Origin of the sequence: Klebsiella sp. C360 (assembly GCF_048822415.1) — a bacterium.
GTDB classification, from domain to species: domain Bacteria; phylum Pseudomonadota; class Gammaproteobacteria; order Enterobacterales; family Enterobacteriaceae; genus Klebsiella; species Klebsiella quasipneumoniae.
The window spans coordinates 48,175-71,584 of sequence record NZ_JBMEZZ010000006.1 but is presented as its reverse complement, the minus strand read 5'-3'; the positions used below and the strand labels follow the sequence as shown (position 1 = coordinate 71,584).

Sequence of the window (23,410 nt, the reverse complement as noted above, 5' to 3'; positions counted from 1 at the left end):
GGGTGGCGGCTGCGCCTTACCCGGCCTACGTTCTTACGACCTGTCGTTAATTTATTCACCATTGTTGCTGAAACTGCCGGTGCTGGCGGCCTCAAAATCGCTGAGACGTTCCCGGAGGGCCGGGGCAGCCCGCATGGATGCGGGCTGAGGGCCGTGTTTTGCATGGACGCTGCCTCGGCCCGACCCGAAGCCTGCAGGGATAAGTCGAAGGTACCGCGTAGCGGCGATTTTGCTGGCCGGAGCCCGGGGGGGTACAGGGAGCGGCGGCGACTGGCCGCCCCCTGTGCGCTCCCTGCGCCATAAGGGACATAACGCAGAAGACTAACCGGGAGCGCAAACTACGCTGAAGCCACAGATAACATAAACAACCACACGGCAGTGCTTCCCCTCTCCAGGAAGCAGTCCGGCTGGCGTTCAGGCCCGCGCAAGCGCAGCGCCGCCGGGCGAGACGTCAGGCGCGGTACCCGTGATGTTGCCGGGTGGCGGCTGCGCCTTACCCGGCCTGGAGGATCCTCTCACAGGCTCACACCCCGTAGGCCCACGCAAGCGCAGCGCCGCCGGGCGAGACGCCAGGCGCAGTACCCGTGATGTTGCCGGGTGGCGGCTGCGCCTTACCCGGCCTACAAGTTCCTCTCACAGGCTCACACCCCGTAGGCCCGCGCAAGCGCAGCGCCGCCGGGCAAGACGCCAGGCGCGGTACCCGTGATGTTGCTATTCCAGCCGCCAGCTCAGCACCGGCCAGCCATATCCGGCACCGGCCGCCTGCAGCTGCGGACAGGGATTGACCAGCCGCACGCGATCCGCATGCAGGCACAGCGGCAGATCGTTAATGGAATCGGTGTAAAAAGTCACCTCGCCGTCATACTGCGGATGCGCCTCGCGCCACTGCGCCAGACGCGCCACCTTTCCCTGCTGATAGCTGGGGATCCCGGCAATCTCCCCGCTGTAGCCGCCGTCGACCATCGCCACGTCAATGCCCAGCGCCTGCTCAATCTCCAGCGCGGCGGCCACCGCCTGCACCAGCAGGCTAACCGAGGCGGAGATAATCAGCATCTGCTCCCCCTCGGCCCGCAGACGCCGAATGAGTTCCCACGCCTGGGGATAGACCCGGGGCAGGATCGCCTCGCGCACGCAGCGGGCCACCAGCGCGTCTACGTCCGATTTCGGTATTCCGGCCAGCGGCGCCTGGATCAGGGCCACATAATCGGCGATATTCATCTCTCCCCGGTCATAATCCGCCATCAGCCGCGCCTCGCGGGCAAGATACCCCTTCTGCGTCGCCAGCCCTTCGCGAACCATAAACTGGCTCCAGATCGTACTGCTATCGCCCTGTATCAGGGTGTTATCGAGATCGAAAATCGTCAGCGTGTTGCCCATGGTACCTTCCCTTACTGGTCAAAATAAGCTGCCGGGAGCATGCGTAAAAAAGATGACAGGAAAATGAACCGGACGCCACCGCGCCCGGCTCGCCGTCAGCCGGCGCGGACCTTGCCGGTGCGGAACACCAGCACGATCCCGCCGACGATCGCCACCATACCGACCATCGCCGCCGCCGGCAGCCGATTGCCCAGCAGCAGATAATCCAGCAGCGCCGTGATCGCTGGCACCAGATAAAAGAGGCTGGTGACATTGACGATATTCCCCGCGCTCAGCAGACGGTACAGCAGCAGCTGGGCGACCACCGAAATCAGCAGCCCGAGAAACAGCACCGGAATAATCAACCCGACGTTAACGGTAAACCGGAAGCCGCTGACCGGGGCGATCAACAGGCACAGCCCCAGACTAACGGCATACTGAAGCGGCAGGACATCCGCCGGCGACTGGCGGCTGCGCTTTTGCCACAGCGCGCCAAAGGTCATCAGCAGCAGAGCCGCCAGCGCAAACAGGATCCCTGTCATCGCCATCGGCGACGCCGCCAGGCTGCGCCACACCAGCAACACCAGCCCCGCCAGGGCAATCAGCAGCCCCAGCAGCCGCCGCCCCTGCAGGCGGCGCTCCACCACGCAAAGCGTGAGGATGGGCTGGATCCCCATGATGGTGGCGATAAGCCCCGGCGTCACGCCGTTGGCCATCGCCTCGAAGTAACAGACCGAATAGCCGCCAATCAGCATCAGGCCGGTGGCCGCTGTCTGCAGGCGAGTGCCCGGCGCGGGCAGCCAGCGCCGACGGACGATGGCCAGCGGCGCCAGCGCGACCAGGGCAATCAGAAAACGAAAGACCAGCAGCGCCATCGGCGAGGCGTTGTCCAGTCCCCAGCGGGTAAAAATGGCCGCGCTGCCCCACAGCAGCACAAAGGTGGCCGTTGTCGCCTGCGAGGCGAGCAGAGAATAGCGAACGTGCATAGCATGCTCCCGAACGTCAAACACAAGGTATCAAGCGTCATACCGGCAGGTAAGCGCCTGGAAAGACGGCGTTAAGCGCCGAAAACAACCCGGTCTGGAGGGGGAGGCGGTGGGCAGAGCGTGGCGAAGCAATAATGAGGCGCAGACGTCATCCACCCCGCGTCGAAAGCGGCGCCGGGTAAAGTCTCGGTGGCGATGGCGTTATGCGTCATGGAATGCCTCGTGAGATGTTGATGACAGAATCCTGGCACAGGCTGTTGCGAAGTGACAACTGCCCTTTATGGCAGATCCATCCCATCGTTGTTTATTTTTAATCGTAAATAAACGTAAAGGCGGCATCAGCTTATTTAGCCGTTCTTTTTAATCGGCTATAAAACAAAGCAGTCTGCTTGCTACTTCGAAAATAACGATATGAAGCCAAAACTGAAGCATGCTCTCTTGTTAATTCCTTTTTTGTTGTTGGCAGGATGCTCCTCCTCACCGAAACAGGCAAAACACACAAAATCTCATGCGGATATGACCATTGACGGCGGATCGGACGATCTGATCCCGGTGGTGGCGGCCCTGCATGACCAGATGCACACCTGGCAGGGAACCCCCTATGAATGGGGCGGGACTGAACAAAGCGGCGTCGACTGCTCGGGTTTCGTCTGGCGCACGCTGAAGGATCGCTTTAACCTGCCGATGGAGCGGATCACCACCCGCGAGCTGTTGCACATGGGCGTGCGGGTCGATAAGCGTGATTTACGTCCCGGCGATCTGGTCTTCTTCCGCACCCGGGCCGGCATGCACGTCGGCTTTTACGATACCGATCATAATTTCCTTCACGCCTCGAGCAGCCAGGGCGTGATGCGCTCTTCGCTGGACAACCCTTACTGGGAGTCGGCGTTCTATCAGGCGCGCCGTTTGCCGAAGGAGTATAACGCGCAGATCACCATGAACAGCGACACCCTGCATCTGGCGAAGAACCGCCGCTAAAAAAAAGCCGCAGCCTGGGCTGCGGCGGGTGGTTCTGAAGTTGATCAGAACTGGTAGGTCATGCCCAGCGCGACGATGTCGTCATCGTTGATGCCGAGTTTGTTATCGCTTTTCAGCTGGTTGATTTTGTAATCCACGAAGGCGTTCATGTTTTTGTTGAAGTAGTAGGTCAGGCCCACGTCAATGTAGTTAACCAGATCTTCGCTCCCCACCCCTTCGATATCCTTCCCTTTCGACAGCACATAGCCGAGGGACGGACGCAGACCGAAGTCGAACTGATACTGCGCCACCGCTTCAAAGTTCTGCGCTTTGTTGGCAAAGCCGCCGCTGATCGGGGTCATCTTGCGGGTTTCAGAGTACATGGTCGCCAGATAGATGTTGTTGGCGTCATATTTCAGGCCGGTCGCCCAGGCTTCCGCTTTCGAACCCTGACCGCGGGCCAGCAGGTTCTGATCGTTGGTACGGTCGGAGCTGGTGTAGGCCGCGCTGACGGCGAAGTCGCTGCCGCCGAAGTCATAGCTTAACGAGGTCCCAACGCCGTCGCCGTTCTGTTTCTTCGCTTCACGACCTTCGTTTTTACCCTGGTACTGCAGGGTCATATCCAGGCCATCCACCAGACCGAAGAAGTCGGTGTTGCGGTAGGTCGCCAGACCGCTGGCGCGCTTGGTCATAAAGTTATCGGTCTGAGCAGAGGAATCGCCGCCGAATTCCGGGAACATATCGGTCCAGGCTTCCACGTCGTACAGGGCGCCAAGGTTACGACCGTAGTCGAAGGAGCCGTAGTTCTTCAGCTTCAGCCCGGCGAACGCCAGACGAGTCTTCTGGCTGGAGTCGCTCTCGGTTTTGTTACCGGAGAATTCAGATTCCCAACGGCCATAGCCGGTCAGGTCTTCGTTAATCTGCGTTTCGCCTTTAATACCGAAACGCACGTAGGTCTGATCGCCATCCTTGCTGTCATAGTCGCTGAAGTAATGCATGGCTTTGATCTTGCCGTACACATCCAGCTTGTTCGCGTTCTTATTATAAACTTCCGCTGCCTGCGTCGCCGTTGAAGCCACAAAGCCCATCATCATTAATGCCAGAGTACTCTTTTTCATTATTCAGTCCTGGTGATTTATTTATACGCGCTATTCAATTGCGGGCGCTCGCCCATCAAAAACAGGAGGTTTTTTAACGCCGGGAGATTAAATATTTATGACAAGGTGGAACTTTTTATAAAAAAGCGTATTTAAATGTATCTGACATATTTTTGTCATACTCCCTCTCCAGAATGCCCGATCCCGCGCAATAAAATGGCGCGCCCGCCGCCCCGGGTGTTGGCAAGCGGGCCGACTCCTGCTACAACATCAGCTCGATATCGATATTCCTTTTGAACGGCAGAGAATCATGAGTGAAAGCCAGACGCTGGTGGTAAAACTGGGCACCAGTGTTTTAACAGGCGGGTCCCGTCGCCTGAACCGCGCCCATATCGTCGAGCTCGTGCGCCAGTGCGCACAGCTGCACGCCATGGGACACCGTATTGTCATCGTGACCTCCGGGGCCATTGCCGCCGGGCGCGAGCACCTTGGTTACCCGGAACTGCCCGCCACCATCGCCTCCAAGCAGCTGCTGGCGGCGGTGGGACAAAGCCGTCTGATCCAGCTGTGGGAACAGCTGTTTTCTATCTATGGCATTCACGTTGGCCAGATGCTGCTGACTCGCGCCGACATGGAAGACAGAGAACGGTTCCTCAACGCCCGCGACACCCTGCGCGCCCTGCTGGATAACAGCATCGTCCCGGTCATTAACGAAAATGACGCCGTCGCCACCGCGGAAATCAAAGTGGGCGATAACGACAATCTCTCCGCGCTGGCCGCGATCCTCGCCGGGGCGGATAAGCTGCTGCTGTTAACCGACCAGCCTGGACTGTTCACCGCCGACCCGCGCAGCAACCCGCAGGCGGAGCTGATTAAAGACGTCTACGGCATCGACGACGCGCTGCGCGCCATCGCCGGCGACAGCGTCTCCGGTCTCGGCACCGGCGGCATGGGCACCAAGCTGCAGGCCGCGGACGTCGCCTGCCGCGCGGGGATTGATACTATTATCGCCGCCGGCAACCGCCCGGACGTCATCGGCCACGCGATGGAAGGTCTGCCGGTAGGCACCTGCTTCCACGCGCAGGAGTCTCCGCTGGAGAACCGTAAGCGCTGGATCTTCGGCGCCCCGCCGGCCGGTGAACTGACCGTCGATGCGGGCGCGACCCAGGCGATCCTCGAACGAGGCAGCTCGCTGCTGCCAAAAGGCATCAAAATCGTCAGCGGCAACTTCTCCCGCGGCGAAGTGATCCGCATCCGCAATAGCGAAGGACGCGATATCGCGCACGGCGTCAGCCGCTACAACAGCGACGCGCTGCGCCTTATCGCCGGCCAGCACTCGCAGCAAATCGATGCCATTCTGGGCTATGAATACGGCCCGGTGGCCGTCCACCGCGATGATATGATCATCCGTTAAGGAGCTGAAAATGCTGGAACAAATGGGCATTGCCGCCAAAGCGGCCTCCTGGCAGCTGGCGTTACTCTCCAGCCGGGAAAAGAACCAGGTACTGGAAAAGATCGCCGATTATCTGGAAGCGCAGACCGACGATATTCTGCGCGCCAACGCGGAAGATTTAGCGGAAGCTCGCGCCAATGGTCTGAGTGAAGCGATGCTCGATCGCCTTGCGCTGACCCCGGCGCGTCTGAGCGGCATCGCCAGCGATGTGCGCCAGGTGTGCAATCTGGCCGACCCGGTCGGCCAGGTGATCGACGGCGGGCTGCTGGACAGCGGTCTGCGTATTGAACGTCGCCGCGTCCCGCTGGGGGTGATTGGCGTGATATATGAAGCGCGTCCCAACGTGACGGTCGACGTCGCCTCCCTGTGTCTGAAAACCGGCAACGCAGCGATCCTGCGCGGCGGGAAAGAGACCTGGCGCACCAACGCCGCCACGGTGAAGGTGATCCAGCAGGCGCTGCAGGAGTGCGGTCTGCCGGCCGCCGCGGTACAGGCTATCGAGAGCCCGGATCGCGCGCTGGTGGGGGAAATGCTGAAGATGGATAAATACATCGATATGCTGATCCCCCGCGGCGGCGCGGGCCTGCACAAGCTGTGCCGCGAGCAGTCAACGATCCCGGTGATCACCGGCGGGATTGGCGTGTGCCATATCTTCGTTGATGAAACCGCCGAGATCGCCCCTGCGCTGAAGATCATTGTCAACGCCAAGACCCAGCGGCCGAGCACCTGCAATACCGTGGAAACGCTGCTGGTACACCGCAACATCGCCGACACCTTCCTGCCGGCGTTAAGCAAGCAGATGGCCGAGAGCGGCGTCACCCTGCACGCCGCCCCCTCCGCCCTGGCCGCGCTGCAAAACGGCCCGGCGAAGGTCGAGCCGGTGAAAGCGGAGCAGTATGACGACGAGTATCTGTCGCTGGATCTGAACGTCAAAGTCGTGGCCGATATGGATGAGGCTATCGCCCATATCCGCGAGCATGGCACCCAGCACTCCGACGCCATCCTGACCCGCACCCTGCGTAACGCCAACCGCTTTATCAATGAAGTGGACTCTTCCGCGGTCTACGTGAACGCCTCCACCCGCTTCACCGACGGCGGCCAGTTCGGCCTCGGCGCGGAGGTGGCAGTTAGCACCCAGAAGCTGCACGCCCGCGGCCCGATGGGACTGGAAGCGTTAACCACCTATAAGTGGATTGGTTTCGGCGACGATACCATTCGTGCGTAAATGAGAACGGGCGATGCAAAAATAGGCAGTTGATTCCACTGGCTATTGACGCATCGCCCGCTAAGTTCTAACCTTTTGCCTCGTGATTCACGCTCGTGAACACCTCTTGCAGGGCCGATATAGCTCAGTTGGTAGAGCAGCGCATTCGTAATGCGAAGGTCGTAGGTTCGACTCCTATTATCGGCACTCACACAACAAAATCCATTAAAAACAACAACTTAAAGAGTGTTTCTCTCTCAAGTTACGATCTTCTTTTAAGGGATTCTATGACCAACAGTTGCCGCTATGGTTAACAGTGGCTATTCAGGGATGTTAGCGCGTAGCGGCCTGTAGTTGTAAAGCTCGAACAGGTACAAAGCGTGAACAGTCTACACGAACCGCTATCAACTCGAAGCTAATGACGCTGCCAACGTCTCTAAACCATCCCGAAACAGATTGATCACACGCATTTAAGCCCGATGCCCCTCACTGAGGGATAAACAGGTTTATGGTGATATTGGTACTTGCACACTACATGCAAGCTCTATCAGCGTTTCAGCCACGCTCCTTCGGGTACACGGTTATCCTGATAAGTTGTGATCGCTCTGACAATCTGATGACGTCGCTACGCTCCGCTTGTTGCTGTATCACCAACGGGGCTTTATGGCTGCTATTGTTTAAACTTAAGAACATACTAGTCGGAGAAAAAAGATGAGCGTTACGTATAAAATCACTTACGAACACAGAGACGGTAACGAAACCAGATCGGAAGAAGTGTTACTTCAATCTGACAACGAACCAACACAAGATGAAATATACGATGCAGTAAGAAGAGATACTGCAAGACTTAGCTCCCCAAAACCAGGTACAACGGCGGTAGCTGGGTTCTCTGTTATTGCTGTAGTGCCAGTCCCCTAACAAGTAAGGGGGGCATAACTCCCCCCTCATATCATTCCTATAAATCCCGTAGCCATTAATGGATTTATACGACCTTAATTAACGAGTAAATACCATCTGGCTTAAGATAATCAATGATATCGAAGAAGGATATGAATAACTCCCACGGACCTAAGGCGTAGCAGTGGATTTCATATGGAGCAAAATGAAAAGTTAATCCTAATTCACTAATGGTGAAAATATCTAGTTTACTATCCGTTATCCCCCTAATTAACCATTCCATATCAGATTCCTCAGTTTTTTCTCCCGTTCTTTCCCAGAATACACGGGGCGCATCCGATATAAGCCTTTCTTTAATTTTGTTAATAGCATCGTACCCTTTTTCATCAATGAAGAGATCATATAATGAAAATTTATAGGAATAATCACCGTCGGTTACTACGAAATTGCTAACATCGAAATGGCTATTCGGGTGAGCTGCGCCTGCACCATACCAATTGACACTATGGAGAATACTTAGGATATGGTTATTACAGTATGCAATGTAATATCCTTCAATATAGTCACTGGTATAAGTGCTTTTATACTCTTCACTCCAACCAAAATTACTTGGCCAAGGTGAAGTTCTGTTATTGAAAACTAAGTGCGTGGCCCGACCTTTGAAATAGTTAGATATGATCTTTGCTGACTGAGGATGAGTTTGGTTAGAAACAATCGGATAGGTTATATCAATTTCATGTCCAGGTATGCTGTTATATTCTTCCTTAAATGTTTCACTTGTGAATGTAAAATTACCGTACGTTACCCCTTTCGCAATTTCAATGTTTTGTTGAGTTGCAGCTAAGGCTAACGATTTTTCTAACAACGCCCAGCCATCTTCACGTTTATAATCGATGTATTGAATTTTTGAAGATATGAATGTTGGGACAGGTGAATCATCAATAAGGATGGGTATAACAAAAATGTCATCAGGTTTGTAATATTTTAATTTATCAATGGCTTCATTCATTTCACGCCTAATATAACCATTTTTTTGACAGCTAATTTTGCTAAGAATAATAATTATAACATTTGCACTGCTAAAGTTTTTTTGAATTTCGTTGTCCCAATTTACACCCGCAGGAATATCCCTTATATCCATCCAAGGACTATAACCATTGTTTTTTAATTTCTCATAAATTGACTCTGTAACCTTTTCATCTTCTTTTGCGTGAGCCAAAAATAATTTCATTCCTGATCTCCATTAGAGAATATTCGATATATTTTAACATCAGTGAGTGCAAAGTTTACATTCATTATATTGCAAGCTGGAGGGCGAGGGTAGCCTTTAAGATGTATTTAAATGATCTAAGTGCTATGTTCGCTTCGAGAGTTTCACCTCCTTCGGATTAACGCGCTCCGTAGCATCACATCAGAAAAAACTGATTATCGGCTGGTATTCCTTCTTCACTCCTCTTAGTCCTCCGTATCGAATGTTTTCGTATAGGGGCAGTGCTGAGCGCTGGTTGTGTAGGTGAACAAGTAGATGTTGTTTTGATACGTGCATAACGTTTTACCGTTCTCCGTCTGTTCTTCTTGCGGGGCCGTCAATGTGATTTTAGTTGCCATAGCCTGACCACTGAGAACTAGTAGACCCAACAAAATCAGCTTTTTCATATCAACCCCCTCCTGCTTGTTCTAGTTCATTTTACCATGTCTCTATGGCCTCTCTGCTTAGTAGAAAAATATCACCATCGCTCAAAATTGCAGCAAAATTGAAATATCTGACTGGTATCAACAAACGAACGTTTGATGATTCTATTCAAGCACATCTCAATTTGGCATCAACAATATAGGGTGTTGATTTTATGATACCGAAGATCAATGATGATACCGTTAATTGATACTAGATGAGGGTTAGATATGAGTCGTACTTTTGCATATTGCCGTGTCTCGACAAACGAGCAGACAACAGAAAACCAAATCATGGCGATTCGTCAGGCTGGTTATGACATCCTTGACAGTCGAGTAGTGTCTGAGACCGTCTCTGGTGGTGTACAGGCCATGCAGCGCAGAGCTTTTGCTAACATGGTTGATCACCAACTTGAGGAAGATGACACGCTGGTTGTTTTAAAACTTGACCGCTTAGGACGCGATAACATCGACGTACAGCAGACCATCACCATGTTAATCGAGAGAGGAATAAAAGTTGTCTCTCTTGATTTGCCTGTGAGAGACCTTTCAAGCGCAGAGGGGAAACTCATGCTACAAATGTTTTCATCTTTTGCTGAGTTCGAAAAGTCGCGCATTATAGAGCGAACTAAAGAAGGTTTAGAGCGTGCCAAACAGGAATGTAAGATATTAGGCCGCCCTGTTGCTACAGAGACACGCCGACGTGTACAGGAAGCCAGGGAGCAGGGATTGAGTCAGTCAAAGGCGGCTCAATCTCTGGGGTTGGGAATAGCTACAATTAAACGTTACTGGAACATCTAGTAAAATACAGTACCTCAATCTGACCTCATCAATTGACCTCGCTACGGCGGTTTTTTTATTGCCCAAAATTTACATGATAAATAATTATCACATGCAACAATTTACTGTTCATTTATACAGTTTTCAAAAGTCAAAATTTTGACTTTTTCTAAAATTTACTTACCACGAAATAGCGAAGAGAAGAGTTTGTTTAGCAATTTAATGGATTTTTATCTATTCAGAACACTGAACGAAGCACGTGAAATTACAGAGCGCTTGCTGGCTGAATATAACAGCGAGCGCCCCCATGAATCCCTGAATAACCTGACGCCGGAAGAATACCGACTGATGGCTGAAACCCCCGGGATTCTCAAAAAGTGCGTGGAACTAAAACGGGTGCGCTTACACTTACCCCGCCGTAAGTTAGGGGTAAGTTAACACAAAGACATAGTAGCATTTATCGGTATATTTCTCTGTTGCACAACTCTCTGGTTACGATGTAAAATTAAGATGGAGACGCGACAGTTGAAATAAAAAACACTAATAAACAAAAATAAGTAACGCAGCGAGCATTAGACAAAAAATTAGTAATGGCTGTTCTGGAGTGTTGTTATATTTACTTTGAACAATATTAATGTAAGGTGATTTTAAAGTGAATTTCTTTAAACGAGATGATGGTATTTTAGACGTAATTACAAAAGCAATTACTGTTGTTAGTTTTATTTTTGGTATCTGGATCTATTTTCACACAATACACCCTGTATTTCAAAAAGAGTCGGAGTTGCAAGATTTAAGGAAAGAGAAAGTAAATATTCAAACTGACAATGAAAGACTGAGCAAGGAAACTGCAAAAATAAAAAATGATTTGCACATTCAAACAGAAAAAATCAAAGATCTAAATGAGAGGGCGGGTAATTTATCATTAGAAATTGAATCTAAAAACTCTGAGTTGGCATCTATAAATGAGAAGTTAGAAATAGCACATAATGAGGCTGTTTTGAGTAAGTTGAATTTGATAATGGATAAAATAATTTCTGCATATTTAATTTCTATTGCACAAGGTAAAAATAAAGAGTTCGATGTCATTGAATATTCTCATGGCTTAATAGAAATTCATGATCGAGCTAGGGAATTAAATATATACGACAAAGAGGCATACTCTTATTTTGTTAAGTATCTGGATGAAAATAAAAGCAGAAAGTTTATAACGGATGAGGAAATATTTTCTTATGCTATCATGATTCCATATGGTTATAAGATGAGTAAGCATCTAGTTAATACTAAAGGAATCGAAAAACATAAATAATGCTCAGCAAAGAACGATAATTTGAATCGATGCTAACATGACTCTAGCCCCCCTTTGGGGGTTATTACTTTTACGGGCTTTTAACTAGGTTTATTTCTTGCCCCCCTTTTGTATTGATAATTATTTTAATTATGTTAATTGAATTATACTTTAAAAGTATTAGGAAGTTTAATATATAAAAATAACGATGAAGCCATTGATTGGGAAGCCAAGCGACTTCTTGATGATGGTATCTATACCGATACAGAACAAGCCTATTTAGAAGCTGAAAAAAAATAGTAATTAATATACGGGAACAAGCAAATCAGCGACAGATTAAACAACAGTTCAAGATAAAAAATCAATCAAGAAAAAAATTGGACAAGGTTATGATTATGCTGATGTCCCGTATGCCAACAAGAGAAAACATTGGGGAGAAGATAAATGACAACAAAAACAATCAAACAACAAATTGCTTCGGCACAGGAATGTCTATACTTCTTGGAAGCTAAAAATAAACAACAAACAGAAAAAGAAAACACACATAAGAAAATTATTTTCTGTGCAGAGGTTACCAAAGTCTTAGAATGTGATATTAGTTATGTAGATAAATAATTAGTCTTTGGGGTTTTGCTTTATATACCCAATCTTCATGAGAGTGATGTTGATGCCTGCAAAGCACAAGGCCAAGCCTATATCGAAAGTGTTTTAAATAAATCCAAGTCATAATCATGTTTCTCACGTCCGAACGGTGAACCGACCTAAAACTCGCTTTTAGGTCGGTGAGCTGTTGAGCAAGCCCTAGAGGGTGCGGTAGCCAATTTGTTATTTATCCATGCATACCGATTCGGAATGTGCCTTATATAAACATAACCATTTATTAGATGCAATAATAAGTCTTTTTGTTATTGACCATTTTTTTATTTTTGCTAATTAATAATTACGTGAAAATAAAAGGACAATGAAAATGGAAACAACAAGCAAAAAAAAGATTTTCCTTATTGGAAATAACATAGGTTTTAGGTATTGGCACTGCAATGGCATTTATAAAGTTTCAGGATATGAAGAACGATCAGGAAACCATTACGGCGAATACCGTAGGATCATAAATAAAGCAGATAGGTGAGGCGACTAACCGCTATATCAGTATTCGTTTTGACATGCTTTCAACTCTAACTCCCAGAAACAGCCAGTGCAGCGATCCGGGACCAAGAACCTGTTCGGCTAATAGTTGTGAAATTACCTATCAGACTCTGGTAAATGAAGGGCTGTTGACTGCAGGGTTTACTGGTGTCGAGATGCAAAAGTCTTCTTGTAAGATCTCGTTAAAACGTACTAGAACAACACCTAACTACGGTATCAATGGACTGGTAGTAACACGTTGCCTTGGACCGAAGGAAGCCGTGTTCGTTATGACTTGTTGGGCTGAGCCATGCAAGCAGCGTGTATCGATCGCGGTATGACGAAATCAGATTCTGTTGCATCTGGCACCGTGGGTCAATGGACGGAAAACCAGATCAACTACGCCGGGATTAACGCAGTGGGGTTGTTGGCCTACCGTGTTGGATATGACAGTCTCCCTTTATAGATATTGTGCTTGCGATGATAGAGAAAAGGGCCTTACAGCCCTTTTTATGAAATTCTCACAATCTCATTTTGTTACTCTATTATATTGCAAATGAAAAATGTTTTATTAACCTTTTTCAAAGGCTATAGGCAGGATGTCAAGCCTTCCTTCTTCACCTAAACATGCCTTAATTGTATCTTTATAATTTTCAAAATCTGAGTTATATAGTGATCTAAGTAAAATTGGAAATTTATTGCTGTTGTATACTTGACTGTTAGATAAAGATCCTTTAAGTAAAGTTCTCAATTGTTCAATGCTATATAATCCTATATGATCTTCAACGACAGGATAAAACTCATTTGCTTCTGCAAAGTCTCTAGATTTTATGTATATGTCAATAAGTTTGTTTAAAATTATTTCATTTGGCAAAAAGAAACGATGAACGATAGACTCTTTTCTTGTTATCCTATTTATCCTATATATACTTTCATCTTTTAAAAATTTAAAATTAATAAACTCGTCTAGCTCGCTTATATTTTCTGATGGAATGTCTTTTATGTAGTTTTTAAATTTTAACTTCAAATCATCTTCTAAAAAAACCCACGAATTAGGGATAAATTTTAGGATCTTTATGTAACTATTTTCTGGCTTTGGTAAATGTCGTGTAATATCAGATATTTTATCATTCAATGTGCTTGAGTATAATTTGTAATGTTGCTCTTGTATAAAGAGTAATACATTTTTTATTTTATTATTATATTTAATGTTTTTTTCATCTTTTAGTGTATTTTTAATCAATACAATAATGACACTTTTAATTAGTGTTTCTCGCGCCCGAAATAATGGTGTTTTATTTAAAGTGGTTTTTATTTCTTCAGGCTTTTCAGGGAAGTAATCGGAATCTATTTCTGATAATATTTTAGATAAAGCTGCTTTTCCTTGTGCTGGTGGATATCGCAGTAGGTACTGGACAGCCACTACTATATGATTACGAACTAACTCACCTGATGGGCTAAAAATATCATTATTATTTAACATTGAGGGATGCGCACACCTGTTTCTATCTTGTTGTATACGCTCTAAATCAATGTATTCTATATGTGATATTATCTCCAACCTCTCTTTAGCTAAAGAAAGAATATCTCTTTCAAACTTTAAAGATGAGCTTATATCGTTCTTCTCTCTTAGATCATCAAATTTATTTATTATTTCTTCTGCAGCTTTATCTCCCGCTATACTTAATTCTCTTGTTTTGTTGATAAGGTCAAAAACGATAGCTATCCATATTGTTACAATTGCAGATCTGAATGCTCCAGTTTTATAGCAAGAAATCGCTTCAACTAAATATTTTTTTGAAATAGGATCTCTGCATAGTATTGCTTGTTCATCTAACTCATAAAGCAAGTTATTCACTATGATACTCCTTACAATTTATTGTGTAATCAAATTAATTTTCTAAAGAACGGTATGTCCAACATGACTTAGCCGCTTACTATTCATTTCACCACCCTATAATAACAATTATTTTTTACAATAAGAAGTGACTTTTTAGTAAAATAAACTGCTATTCACCTTATCCCGACAAGAACATAGAGAATCATTCTATCATTGCCAGTATCAGGGGGGGGGCGAGATGCTTGCCCTTATGGATAAGGATACGTGAGAAGTATCATGTGATTATAAGTTGATTAAAAACACCTTGTCGTTTAGGGCAGAAAAACATATGGGAGCATCATTGGGGGCATGTGTTAGTTGAAACAGAATATTAATTAGTATTATCAATGCAATGCTGGTCATGTATTGCTCCTAGTATCGCACCACATCAATCAAAACGTTAAAGAAAACACTCGCCTAAAGTCTCTCTGGGATGACTTTCCCCTGGCGTCGCCCCCTAACCTCAATGTTCATATCGCTGAGCCAGGGCATCAAAACTGCCATCATTGTTCAAAGATAACCCCCATGTGCTCAGCAGTACCTCAATTATCCATGGCTCATAGTCCCGTGAAGAAAGTGGCTCGTCTTAATAATAATTTGCGCCCAGCCCCCCTGTTCAATCCGTTAATCCAGTAATTTCATCTCCAGCGCCCGGCTCATCGCTTGAGTGCGACTATTCACTTTAAGCTTCGCGTAGATGTTTTTGATGTGCCATTTGACCGTCTCGGCAGAAATAGCGAGGGAGCGGGCGATTTCTTTGTTCATCTGACCTTCAGCGATCAGCTGTAATATCTGCAACTCTCGCTCGCTGAGTTCCCCATGAATATCGGGGCTTCCACTATTTAGCGGTGTTCTGTCTGCAGGCGCGCGCTTGTCTGCCCAGGGACCTTGCACTCCCCCTTCCTCTGTACAAGCCGAAGAGAAATCATTCATACCGATAAGCAAAGGTTGCAAGGTATCGCCAGCGTCAAGAAAGAGGCCCTTGAGATGCTGTTGTTCAGCCAGCTGCAGCACTGGCTGAAATGTCGTGCGCGCAGCGGCAGTTTTGCCGCTGTTCCACAAGGCTAATGACCAGAGCGTACGCAGACGCGCTGCGGTTAACCTGTCCCCCCGGCTTTCCTGATCGGAGACCATCTCAGCCAGTAAAATGCAGGCTTGCGGCGCCTGGCCGCTGGCGAGAAGAAGCCGGCTGCGGCTAAGGGATGCAGACATAACGATGGCGCGTTGGCAGGGATGTTCGGCATCCATTCTGAAGCTGACGGCCATTTGTTCAAGCTGCCGTTGCAGTTGCTCTGCGCCGGTGAAATTGCCGCGCTGCAGTCGCACCCTCACCTGCTCGGCTAACAACATGGCCTGGAGCCGTTGCCAGCCGCGAGACACCGCAAGGCGCTGCGCATGCTCCAGCAATCGCTCGGCCTCATAGGGCATATCGCTATCTAAGGCCTGACGCGCGAGATAGGTATAGCAACGACTCAGCGCGTCGGGTGGACTGAATCGGTCGATGAATTCGAGCCGGTCGGCTAACAGATGCTCGGGCGAGTCACCCCTCTGACATTCATATGCTATCTCCGCCAGCAGCGGCGCCAGCGTCGCGCCACTGGTCGACTGGGTGCCGGTATAACATTCAGCCTGGCGCAACGTTTTCTCTGCGTACCACCCGGCTTTTCCCAGATCGCCCTGACAAAGATGGCACTGGGCAATGATAAACGCGCGATAAACCGAGACAAACAGATTATCTAAAGGACTTTCCGGAGAGGGCATATGCTGTTGAACCTCCAGCGCGTCGTGATAGCGCTGGTTAACAACATGGCAATAGCTGAGAATATTGCATATCAGACCATCTACCCAGGTGTCGCCGCAAGGCACTTCGGCCAGCAACGGCTGAACAATAGCCAGACTCTCCGGGATGTTTTCAGCAAAGGCTTCGCAAATTGCCCGCACAACGCGCAATTTACACCAGGTGCTGCGGGTTAAATCATCACGGTGATGAAGCACCATCTGATCGAGGTTATCAAGCAGCTGCCTCGACTCATCAAAGTGGAAATAATGCGCCAGTGCCCAGGCCAGGTTAATTTGCAGGTCAATGCGCGCAGGATCGGTGCTGGGCGGTAAATGATGCATCCATGAGATCAGGGTAGCGATATCCCCTTCTTCCGCCAGTGACTGAGCGCTTGCGCCGTCCTGCCCGGGGCTATGCACCGGCTTGCCTGCGCTGAGCGCATGGCGTACCGCCTCAGACCACAGTTTCTGTTCGACGAACCAATGACTGGCTAATTCATGTAGCTGTTTGCGATCAATAGCGTTGTTCTGCTGCAGCATGGTCCGAAGATTTTCCTGCAACAGAGGATGGTAGCGGAACCAGTAGCCTTGTTCGTCAAGGGCTGACAAAAAAAGGTTGTGTCGCTCAATCCATGCCAGCATTGCTTGACTGTCATCTCGTCCTGTCACTGCATTGCATAGTTCGGCATTTAACCGACTGAGGAAGGACGTTTTCACCAGGAAATCAAGCACCTCTTCCGGCAGCGGGTCCAGGACCACCTCTTTAAGATAGCGGGCAATGGACCGTGTTCCTCCATGCATATTGCGCAACAGATGCTCGGGATCATGCTGTAATTCTGCGGACAATGAAGCGATCTTCATCCCTGCGATCCAGCCCTCTGTCGCGGACTGTAGCCGCTGTGCATGGTGGTTGCTGAGGGGTAACGCAATCGTGCGGCTAAAATAGTGTTTCGTTTCTTCGAGCGTGAATTGCAGGTCTCGATCATAGATCTCCACCAGTTGGTCCTGGGCCTGCAGCTGGCTCAGCGCAAGATTCGGGTGGAAACGGCTGCCAATGATCAGATGCAAGGCGGCAGGCGCATGCTTGAGTAAATACCCCAGCGCTTCATAGACCCCACGATCGTTAATCACGTGGAAGTCGTCGATAATCAGGTATATGTCATGCGGGCAGTAGTGTAGCTGGTTAATGAGCCCGGCCAGCAGCTGCTCGGAGCTGGAGAGCTTTTGTTCTTCCATATCACGCCAGAAATCGGCGTCCCAGTCAGCATAGAGTGGACGCAATGCTTGCAGCAGGTAAGGAATAAACTGCCATACGTCATCATCATCCTCATCGAGGCTCAGCCAGGCGATACGTTCCCCCTGGGCGACCATCTGCTGATGCCATTGCGCCAACAGCGTGGTTTTGCCAAATCCAGCGCCAGCGCAAACGACACCCAGCCGGCACTGCTGAACGGGATTGAGAAGCTGAAGAAGCCGGGGGCGCTCCAGCAATTGTATCGAGGAGCGAGGCGGGACGAATTTGGTCAGGATTAGCGGCAAGCCTCGCGTCAGCCGCAATGGCCCGGAGACCAGTGATGGTGATTGGCGACTTTCTAAATCCGATGGCTTCATCCGTGGTTATCTACTCGCTTTGTTTTTTTTCAATTGTACGCCAGCCCCCGGGATGACATGGGGCCGCCAAACTTTATAGCTACACAAAATTTAGAAAGTTTGACCTCAAGCATGAAAACCCCCACCTACCCCCCCATGAAGGTGGCTTCGCACTCCCTTTAACCGCTCGTAGATTCATTGCATGGGTGTGGCCAGGGTTATCCGCCCTGTCTGTTGGCCCCGCCTGGGTGACCTTTATTGAGGAGAATTAAATCATGCTCAGCAAACAGGCGTTATTGCAGGCTTACCGCAAGATGCGGGAGATCAGGACCTTTGAAGAGCGGTTGCATCAGGAAAATACCAGCGGTGATATTCCCGGCTTCATTCACCTTTACACCGGTGAGGAGGCCATCGCGGTGGGGGTCTGCGAAAATTTAACGAGCGCAGATTTTATTGGTTCAACACACCGTGGACATGGCCACTGTATTGCTAAAGGGTGCGACATTCACGGCATGATGGCCGAAATATTCGGCAAGGACAGCGGGTTATGTCGCGGTAAGGGTGGGTCGATGCATATTGCCGATCTGTCGAAAGGAATGCTGGGAGCGAACGCTATCGTTGGGGGAGCCCCTCCCCTGGCCATCGGCGCCGCGCTAACGGCAAAGACGCTAAAAACCGGCAACGTCGGTGTCTCTTTTACGGGCGATGGGGGTTCTAATCAGGGCCTGGTCTTTGAAGCCATCAATATGGCCGTCGTGCTCCAGCTTCCGGCCGTCTTTATTTTCGAAAACAACGGTTACGGCGAAGGGACCGGTCATGACTACGCCGTGGGTGGGCGTGATATCGCCCGACGCGCCGCTGGCTTCGGCCTGCCGGCAGTGACCGTTGATGGCACCGATTTCTTTGCCGTTTATGAGGCCACTTCAGAGGCGGTCAAACGTGCGCGAGAAGGCGGTGGCCCAAGCGTCATTGAGGCCAAAGCCTTCCGCTGGCACGGTCATTTTGAAGGGGATCCCGCGCTATACCGCGCGGAAGGTGAAGTGCAACGCCTGCGTGAACAACATGATCCGCTGAAGATTTTCACCGCTAAGGTCAAACAGCATATCACCCAGGAAGAACTGGCGGCGATTGACGAGGAAGTAGAAGCCCTTGTCAACGATGCGGTATTGAAGGCCCGCGCCGCTGCCTATCCGGCTCCGGAAGACCTGCTGACAGACGTTTATGTCTCATACTGAGGGTGATAACTATGGCGATTAAAACCTATCGTGAAGCGGTCAAGGAAGCCCTGGCTCAGGAAATGGAACGCGATGAACGCGTGGTGCTCATCGGTGAAGATTTGCGTGGCGGTCATGGCGGAAATGCGCCCGAAGAGGCGAAGATAGAAGCCTTTGGCGGTGTGCTCGGCGTCACTAAAGGGCTGTGGACGCAGTTCGGCTCCGATCGGGTGATCGACACGCCCATTACCGAGTCGGCCATCATCGGAATGGCGGCCGGCGCCGCAGCGACGGGTCTGCGGCCGGTCGCGGAATTGATGTTCATGGATTTTTTTGGCGTGAGTCACGATGCGCTGTACAACCAGGCGGCTAAGTTCCGCTACATGTTTGGTGGCAAAGCCAGAGCCCCGCTGGTGATGCGAGGGATGATCGGCGCGGGGTTTTCCGCCGCGGCCCAGCATTCACAGTCACCCTATAATATCTTTGCCACCACGCCAGGGCTGAAGGTGGTGGTGCCCTCGACGCCTTATGACGTTAAAGGTCTGTTAATCCAGTCAATTCGCGACGACGACCCGGTGGTTTTCTGCGAGCATAAAATGCTGTACGACCTCAAGGGCGAGGTACCGGACGAGAGCTATACCATCCCGCTAGGTGTAGCCAACTATACCCGCGAAGGAGAAGACGTCACCATCATTGCGTTGTCGGCAATGGTGCATAAAGCCAATCAGGTGGCGGACAAACTGGCCAGAGAGGGGATCTCGGTCGAGGTGGTCGACCCGCGGACCATTTCGCCGCTGGATGAGGAAGGGATTCTGGAATCGGTGGCGTCCACGGGGCGGGTAGTGATTGTCGACGAATCCGCGGCACGCTTCGGTTTTGCTCATGATGTCGCGGCGCTGATCGCGTCCCAGGCATTCCATTTCCTCAAAGCGCCCGTTCTGCTGGTGACGCCGCCACACACGCCGGTCCCGTTCTCCCCTGCTCTCGAAAAACTCTGGATCCCTGGCGTAGAACGTATCGAAGCCGCCGTCCGTCAAGTGCTGGAGGATTAACCTATGAGCGAAATCAAGACGCTTGAAATGCCAAAGTGGGGGCTTTCCATGGAAGAAGGCTTGCTCGCTCGGTGGGCAATCCAGGAGGGTGACAGCTTCACCCCAGGGCAGGAAATCTGTGAGATTGAAACCAGTAAAATCGTCAATGTGCTGGAGGCCCCCTTTGCCGGTACGTTACGTCGGATACTCGCCCGAGAGGGTGAGACGCTTCAGGTAGGCGCCGTGCTGGCCCTGGCGGCTGACGCTTCGGTCAGCGATGCTGACCTGGACGAATTCGCTGCCACTCTGGCTACGGCGAAATCCGCAGCCCCTGGCACGGAGGCTGCCGCGCCGGACGTAGCGGCACAGGCAGGCGCTAAGCCACCTTCCGTTGTTTCGCCGCCATCCAACAGCCCCGAGCCCCCCGTTGGGCAGACCGACATCCCCGTCAGTCTGCAAGGCGTGACCGATGTGACTCAGGTTAATGCCACGCCCCATGCGTTACGACTCTCTGCCCGCTGGGGTGTCGACCTGAAAAAAGTCCGCGGCAGCGGGCGCGGGGATCGTATCTCTGTTTCTGATCTGGAAAGCGCGATCCTTGCCGCCGGCGGTCGCCTGGCCTCTCCGACGCCCCCTGTTCGTCGCAGCAAAGCGCCCCGCTCGCATGCCGATGACAGCCAGGTATCGGCCACCCCGCTGGCGCGCCGTCTGGCCGGCAAGCTGGGTATCAACTTGCATGACTGCCGAAGCAGCGGTTCACGCGGCCGGGTGAGTCGCGATGATGTGCTGGCCGCGGCGTTGTTACTCGACGAGCACCCGCAGACCAGCCCGGTACAGGAGAGTACCCCGGTACCCTATGAAAGCATCCCCATGTCCGGTATGCGCCGGGCTATCGCCTCTCGCCTGCAAACGTCCAAGCAACAGTCTCCCCATTTCCGTTTGAGCGTCGATCTCGATCTGGAAAGACTGTTAGCGCTACGTCAGGAAATTAACCGCGAAGTACCCGGCGTCAAGATTTCGGTTAATGACCTGCTGGTGAAGGCCTGCGCCCTGGCGCTGGTGGCCGTGCCTGACGTCAACATTCAGTTTGATGAAGCGACACAAAGTATCCGCCGCTTTGCGGATGCCGACATTTCAGTGGCCGTTGCGCTGCCTGCCGGGCTAATTACCCCTATTGTTCGCTCGGCGAACCGGAAATCAATTAGCGACATATCGAACGAAATTCACTCGCTGGTGACCAGGGCCAAAGCGGGCACGCTGAAGCCGGAAGAGTTCCAGGGGGGGACCTTTAGCGTGTCAAATCTGGGGATGCTTGGCGTCCGGCAGTTTGACGCCATCATCAATCCACCGCAAAGCGCAATCCTCGCCATTGGCGCCGGCGAAATGCGGGCGGTAGTACGCGACGGGCAAATCGTCGCGCGCCAGCAAATGACGGTATCGCTATCCTGCGATCACCGGGTTATCGATGGCGCGGCAGGTGCGGCTTTTCTCCGGGAACTCAGGCGACTGGCTGAAACCCCAACCTTGATGTTTATCCAGGAGACGAGCTATGCACGATAAATACGATGTGCTGATCATCGGCGGTGGTCCTGGGGGATATGTGGCCGCCATCCGTGCCGGCCAGCTAGGGCTTCGTACCGCATTAGTGGAAAAACAACATCTGGGCGGCATCTGCCTGAACTGGGGATGCATTCCAACCAAGGCGCTGTTGCATGGCGCTGACGTCGCGCACAGTATCACCCATGCCAGTCAGCTGGGCATCAGCGTGGGTGAGGTGAACGTCGATCTGCAGAAACTGGTGCAGTTTAGCCGTACCGTATCGCAACAGCTCACCGGCGGGGTGGCGTACCTGTTGAAGAAAAATGGCGTGCAGGTCATTGATGGCACCGCGCGGCTGCGCGGCAAGGGGCAAATAACGGTCGAGGATGCCCGAGGGGAGACGCGCGATTACCGGGCCGATCACGTGATCCTGGCCACGGGCGCCCGACCACGCGCATTACCAGGCATCGCGCCAGATGGCGAATATATCTGGACCTATTTCGAAGCGCTGCGGCCTAAGCTATTGCCCAGGTCGCTATTAATCATCGGTTCAGGGGCGATTGGCGTCGAGTTCGCCAGCCTTTATAACGATCTGGGCTGTAAAGTGACGCTGGTCGAGCTGGCGTCGCAGATTTTGCCAGTGGAAGATGCCGAGGTGTCTGCAGCAGTGCGTAAGTCATTCGAAAAACGCGGTATTCAGATCCATACCCAGACCCTGGTGACGCAAGTACAGCTCACCGGGACCGGGGTGCGCTGCACCATGAAAAACACCGGCGCCGAATATTCTCAGGACGTCGAACGCGTGCTGCTGGCGGTTGGCGTACAGCCGAATATTGAAGATCTGGGGCTGGAAACGCTGGGCGTCGAGTTAGACCGCGGTTTTATCAAGACGGACACCGCTTGTCGCACTAACGTATTCGGGCTTTATGCCATCGGCGATGTAGCCGGCCCGCCGTGCCTGGCGCACAAGGCCAGCCACGAAGGCGTGATCTGCGTTGAGACACTGGCTGGTGTCGAAGGCGCCCACCCGCTTGATCGCGACTATGTGCCCGGTTGCACGTATGCCCGGCCCCAGGTTGCCAGTCTGGGCCTGACGGAATCGACGGCCCTGGCCAGGGGACGGCCCGTCAGGATCGGTAAGTTCTCCTGGCAGAATAATGGTAAGGCGCTGGCCAGCGGCGAGACAGAGGGTTTTGTGAAGACGATTTTCGATGCTGAAACCGGCGAGTTGCTGGGCGCGCATATGGTTGGCGCACAGGTCACGGAACTGATCCAGGGGTTTGGCATCGCCCGTCACCTGGAGGCCACAGATGAAAGTCTCCTGTCGATGATCTTCGCGCATCCAACACTTTCCGAAGCGATGCATGAATCCATCCTCGCGGCCTGCGATCAACCATTGCATCAATAAGAAATAAGGGAGGCGATAGCTGCGCGATACGGAGTAAGTTGTCCGTTATCCCTCCCGCACGCCCCGGCAGAAGATCCACCAGAACGGTTACGGCAGGATCTATTGATCTGAAACGCTAAACGCCAGGCGTAAATTCTGTATGTTTAGTAGACAACTCAACGA

Annotated in this window: 17 protein-coding genes, 1 tRNA gene and 3 pseudogenes; 14 read left to right on the top strand and 7 right to left on the bottom strand. The window is 51.1% G+C overall.

Annotated features, from left to right (window positions below):
• Positions 1–711: 711 nt before the first annotated feature.
• On the bottom strand, positions 712–1,377 hold the full coding sequence (locus ACOI7D_RS17030) for an HAD family hydrolase (protein WP_023288539.1): 666 nt from the start codon (positions 1,375–1,377) through the stop codon (positions 712–714).
• Positions 1,378–1,472: 95 nt separating this feature from the next.
• Complete coding sequence (locus ACOI7D_RS17025; RefSeq protein WP_044521175.1) at positions 1,473–2,342, bottom strand: DMT family transporter; 870 nt, start codon at positions 2,340–2,342, stop codon at positions 1,473–1,475.
• 411 nt (positions 2,343–2,753) lie between these two features.
• Here ACOI7D_RS17025 and ACOI7D_RS17020 point away from each other — a divergent pair, with 411 nt between their 5' ends.
• A complete protein-coding gene (locus ACOI7D_RS17020) occupies positions 2,754–3,320 on the top strand; it encodes a C40 family peptidase (protein WP_032426068.1) in 567 nt (188 codons plus the stop codon).
• Between the two features lie 44 nt (positions 3,321–3,364).
• Here ACOI7D_RS17020 and phoE read toward each other — a convergent pair whose 3' ends face one another.
• The gene (gene phoE / locus ACOI7D_RS17015) at positions 3,365–4,417 is read right to left on the bottom strand and encodes a phosphoporin PhoE (RefSeq protein WP_023288537.1); all 1,053 of its coding nucleotides are present in this window, start codon (positions 4,415–4,417) and stop codon (positions 3,365–3,367) included.
• A gap of 289 nt (positions 4,418–4,706) precedes the next feature.
• Here phoE and proB point away from each other — a divergent pair, with 289 nt between their 5' ends.
• The 3 genes from proB to ACOI7D_RS17000 all read left to right on the top strand — a co-directional run bounded on the left by proB (position 4,707) and on the right by ACOI7D_RS17000 (position 7,260).
• Positions 4,707–5,810, top strand: coding sequence for a glutamate 5-kinase (gene proB / locus ACOI7D_RS17010; protein WP_008805306.1), 1,104 nt, complete (start codon positions 4,707–4,709; stop codon positions 5,808–5,810).
• 10 nt (positions 5,811–5,820) lie between these two features.
• Positions 5,821–7,074 (top strand): glutamate-5-semialdehyde dehydrogenase, encoded by a 1,254-nt coding sequence (gene proA / locus ACOI7D_RS17005; protein ID WP_109546622.1) that lies wholly within the window; start codon positions 5,821–5,823, stop codon positions 7,072–7,074.
• Positions 7,075–7,187: 113 nt separating this feature from the next.
• A tRNA-Thr gene (locus ACOI7D_RS17000) sits at positions 7,188–7,260 on the top strand.
• Positions 7,261–8,035: 775 nt separating this feature from the next.
• Here the strand turns inward: ACOI7D_RS17000 and ACOI7D_RS16995 are convergent.
• Together ACOI7D_RS16995 and ACOI7D_RS16990 are read right to left on the bottom strand one after the other, a co-directional pair.
• Positions 8,036–9,181 carry a TIR domain-containing protein gene (locus ACOI7D_RS16995; RefSeq protein WP_109546624.1) on the bottom strand — a complete coding sequence of 382 codons (1,146 nt, stop codon included), beginning with the start codon at positions 9,179–9,181 and terminating at the stop codon, positions 8,036–8,038.
• A gap of 224 nt (positions 9,182–9,405) precedes the next feature.
• Positions 9,406–9,606, bottom strand: a complete 201-nt coding sequence (locus ACOI7D_RS16990) for a hypothetical protein (RefSeq protein WP_109546625.1) — start codon at positions 9,604–9,606, stop codon at positions 9,406–9,408.
• 246 nt (positions 9,607–9,852) lie between these two features.
• Here ACOI7D_RS16990 and ACOI7D_RS16985 point away from each other — a divergent pair, with 246 nt between their 5' ends.
• From ACOI7D_RS16985 to ACOI7D_RS16960, 6 genes and pseudogenes are all read left to right on the top strand, one after another.
• Entirely contained in the window at positions 9,853–10,422 is a 570-nt protein-coding gene (locus ACOI7D_RS16985; protein WP_102024332.1) for a recombinase family protein, read from the top strand.
• A 204-nt stretch (positions 10,423–10,626) separates the two neighbouring features.
• Positions 10,627–10,792 (top strand): annotated as a pseudogene (locus tag ACOI7D_RS16980) (integrase core domain-containing protein); the annotation flags it as partial.
• Positions 10,793–11,053: 261 nt separating this feature from the next.
• The gene (locus ACOI7D_RS16975) at positions 11,054–11,707 is read left to right on the top strand and encodes a hypothetical protein (RefSeq protein WP_109546626.1); all 654 of its coding nucleotides are present in this window, start codon (positions 11,054–11,056) and stop codon (positions 11,705–11,707) included.
• Positions 11,708–11,878: 171 nt separating this feature from the next.
• Positions 11,879–12,134 (top strand): annotated as a pseudogene (locus tag ACOI7D_RS16970) (hypothetical protein).
• Positions 12,131–12,301, top strand: coding sequence for a hypothetical protein (locus tag ACOI7D_RS16965; RefSeq protein WP_226453092.1), 171 nt, complete (start codon positions 12,131–12,133; stop codon positions 12,299–12,301). Before ACOI7D_RS16970 ends, ACOI7D_RS16965 begins: the two are co-directional and overlap by 4 nt.
• Positions 12,302–12,723: 422 nt before the next feature.
• Positions 12,724–13,262: pseudogene (locus tag ACOI7D_RS16960) on the top strand (shufflon system plasmid conjugative transfer pilus tip adhesin PilV); the annotation flags it as partial.
• A 117-nt stretch (positions 13,263–13,379) separates the two neighbouring features.
• On the opposite strand, the gene ACOI7D_RS16955 reads toward ACOI7D_RS16960, so the two are convergent.
• Both ACOI7D_RS16955 and ACOI7D_RS16950 read right to left on the bottom strand, forming a co-directional pair.
• On the bottom strand, positions 13,380–14,666 hold the full coding sequence (locus tag ACOI7D_RS16955) for a hypothetical protein (RefSeq protein WP_109546627.1): 1,287 nt from the start codon (positions 14,664–14,666) through the stop codon (positions 13,380–13,382).
• 645 nt (positions 14,667–15,311) lie between these two features.
• Positions 15,312–18,077 carry a LuxR C-terminal-related transcriptional regulator gene (locus ACOI7D_RS16950; RefSeq protein WP_109546628.1) on the bottom strand — a complete coding sequence of 922 codons (2,766 nt, stop codon included), beginning with the start codon at positions 18,075–18,077 and terminating at the stop codon, positions 15,312–15,314.
• Positions 18,078–18,331: 254 nt separating this feature from the next.
• Here ACOI7D_RS16950 and ACOI7D_RS16945 point away from each other — a divergent pair, with 254 nt between their 5' ends.
• Genes ACOI7D_RS16945 through lpdA form a run of 4 tightly spaced genes read left to right on the top strand, consistent with a single transcriptional unit; the run spans position 18,332 to position 23,248 of the window.
• Positions 18,332–19,291 carry a thiamine pyrophosphate-dependent dehydrogenase E1 component subunit alpha gene (locus tag ACOI7D_RS16945; RefSeq protein WP_002889884.1) on the top strand — a complete coding sequence of 320 codons (960 nt, stop codon included), beginning with the start codon at positions 18,332–18,334 and terminating at the stop codon, positions 19,289–19,291.
• Positions 19,292–19,302: 11 nt separating this feature from the next.
• Entirely contained in the window at positions 19,303–20,322 is a 1,020-nt protein-coding gene (locus tag ACOI7D_RS16940) for an alpha-ketoacid dehydrogenase subunit beta (RefSeq protein WP_044521157.1), read from the top strand.
• 3 nt (positions 20,323–20,325) lie between these two features.
• Positions 20,326–21,861: a 2-oxo acid dehydrogenase subunit E2 gene (locus ACOI7D_RS16935; RefSeq protein WP_101996875.1), complete on the top strand. Its 1,536-nt coding sequence runs from the start codon at positions 20,326–20,328 to the stop codon at positions 21,859–21,861.
• Positions 21,851–23,248, top strand: a complete 1,398-nt coding sequence (gene lpdA, locus ACOI7D_RS16930) for a dihydrolipoyl dehydrogenase (protein ID WP_109546629.1) — start codon at positions 21,851–21,853, stop codon at positions 23,246–23,248. The genes ACOI7D_RS16935 and lpdA overlap by 11 nt, the downstream gene beginning before the upstream one ends.
• Positions 23,249–23,410 lie beyond the last annotated feature (162 nt).

Bases quoted from the DNA above. Each gene is read 5' to 3' on its own strand.
- proB (WP_008805306.1), top strand. From the start codon at position 4,707: ATGAGTGAAAGCCAGACGCTGGTGGTAAAACTGGGCACCAGTGTTTTA.
- phoE (WP_023288537.1), bottom strand. From the start codon at position 4,417: ATGAAAAAGAGTACTCTGGCATTAATGATGATGGGCTTTGTGGCTTCA.
- ACOI7D_RS17030 (WP_023288539.1), bottom strand. From the start codon at position 1,377: ATGGGCAACACGCTGACGATTTTCGATCTCGATAACACCCTGATACAG.
- ACOI7D_RS17025 (WP_044521175.1), bottom strand. From the start codon at position 2,342: ATGCACGTTCGCTATTCTCTGCTCGCCTCGCAGGCGACAACGGCCACC.
- ACOI7D_RS16940 (WP_044521157.1), top strand. From the start codon at position 19,303: ATGGCGATTAAAACCTATCGTGAAGCGGTCAAGGAAGCCCTGGCTCAG.
- ACOI7D_RS16990 (WP_109546625.1), bottom strand. From the start codon at position 9,606: ATGAAAAAGCTGATTTTGTTGGGTCTACTAGTTCTCAGTGGTCAGGCT.
- ACOI7D_RS16995 (WP_109546624.1), bottom strand. From the start codon at position 9,181: ATGAAATTATTTTTGGCTCACGCAAAAGAAGATGAAAAGGTTACAGAG.
- lpdA (WP_109546629.1), top strand. From the start codon at position 21,851: ATGCACGATAAATACGATGTGCTGATCATCGGCGGTGGTCCTGGGGGA.
- ACOI7D_RS16985 (WP_102024332.1), top strand. From the start codon at position 9,853: ATGAGTCGTACTTTTGCATATTGCCGTGTCTCGACAAACGAGCAGACA.
- ACOI7D_RS16945 (WP_002889884.1), top strand. From the start codon at position 18,332: ATGCTCAGCAAACAGGCGTTATTGCAGGCTTACCGCAAGATGCGGGAG.
- ACOI7D_RS16950 (WP_109546628.1), bottom strand. From the start codon at position 18,077: ATGAAGCCATCGGATTTAGAAAGTCGCCAATCACCATCACTGGTCTCC.
- ACOI7D_RS17020 (WP_032426068.1), top strand. From the start codon at position 2,754: ATGAAGCCAAAACTGAAGCATGCTCTCTTGTTAATTCCTTTTTTGTTG.
- ACOI7D_RS16965 (WP_226453092.1), top strand. From the start codon at position 12,131: ATGACAACAAAAACAATCAAACAACAAATTGCTTCGGCACAGGAATGT.
- proA (WP_109546622.1), top strand. From the start codon at position 5,821: ATGCTGGAACAAATGGGCATTGCCGCCAAAGCGGCCTCCTGGCAGCTG.
- ACOI7D_RS16935 (WP_101996875.1), top strand. From the start codon at position 20,326: ATGAGCGAAATCAAGACGCTTGAAATGCCAAAGTGGGGGCTTTCCATG.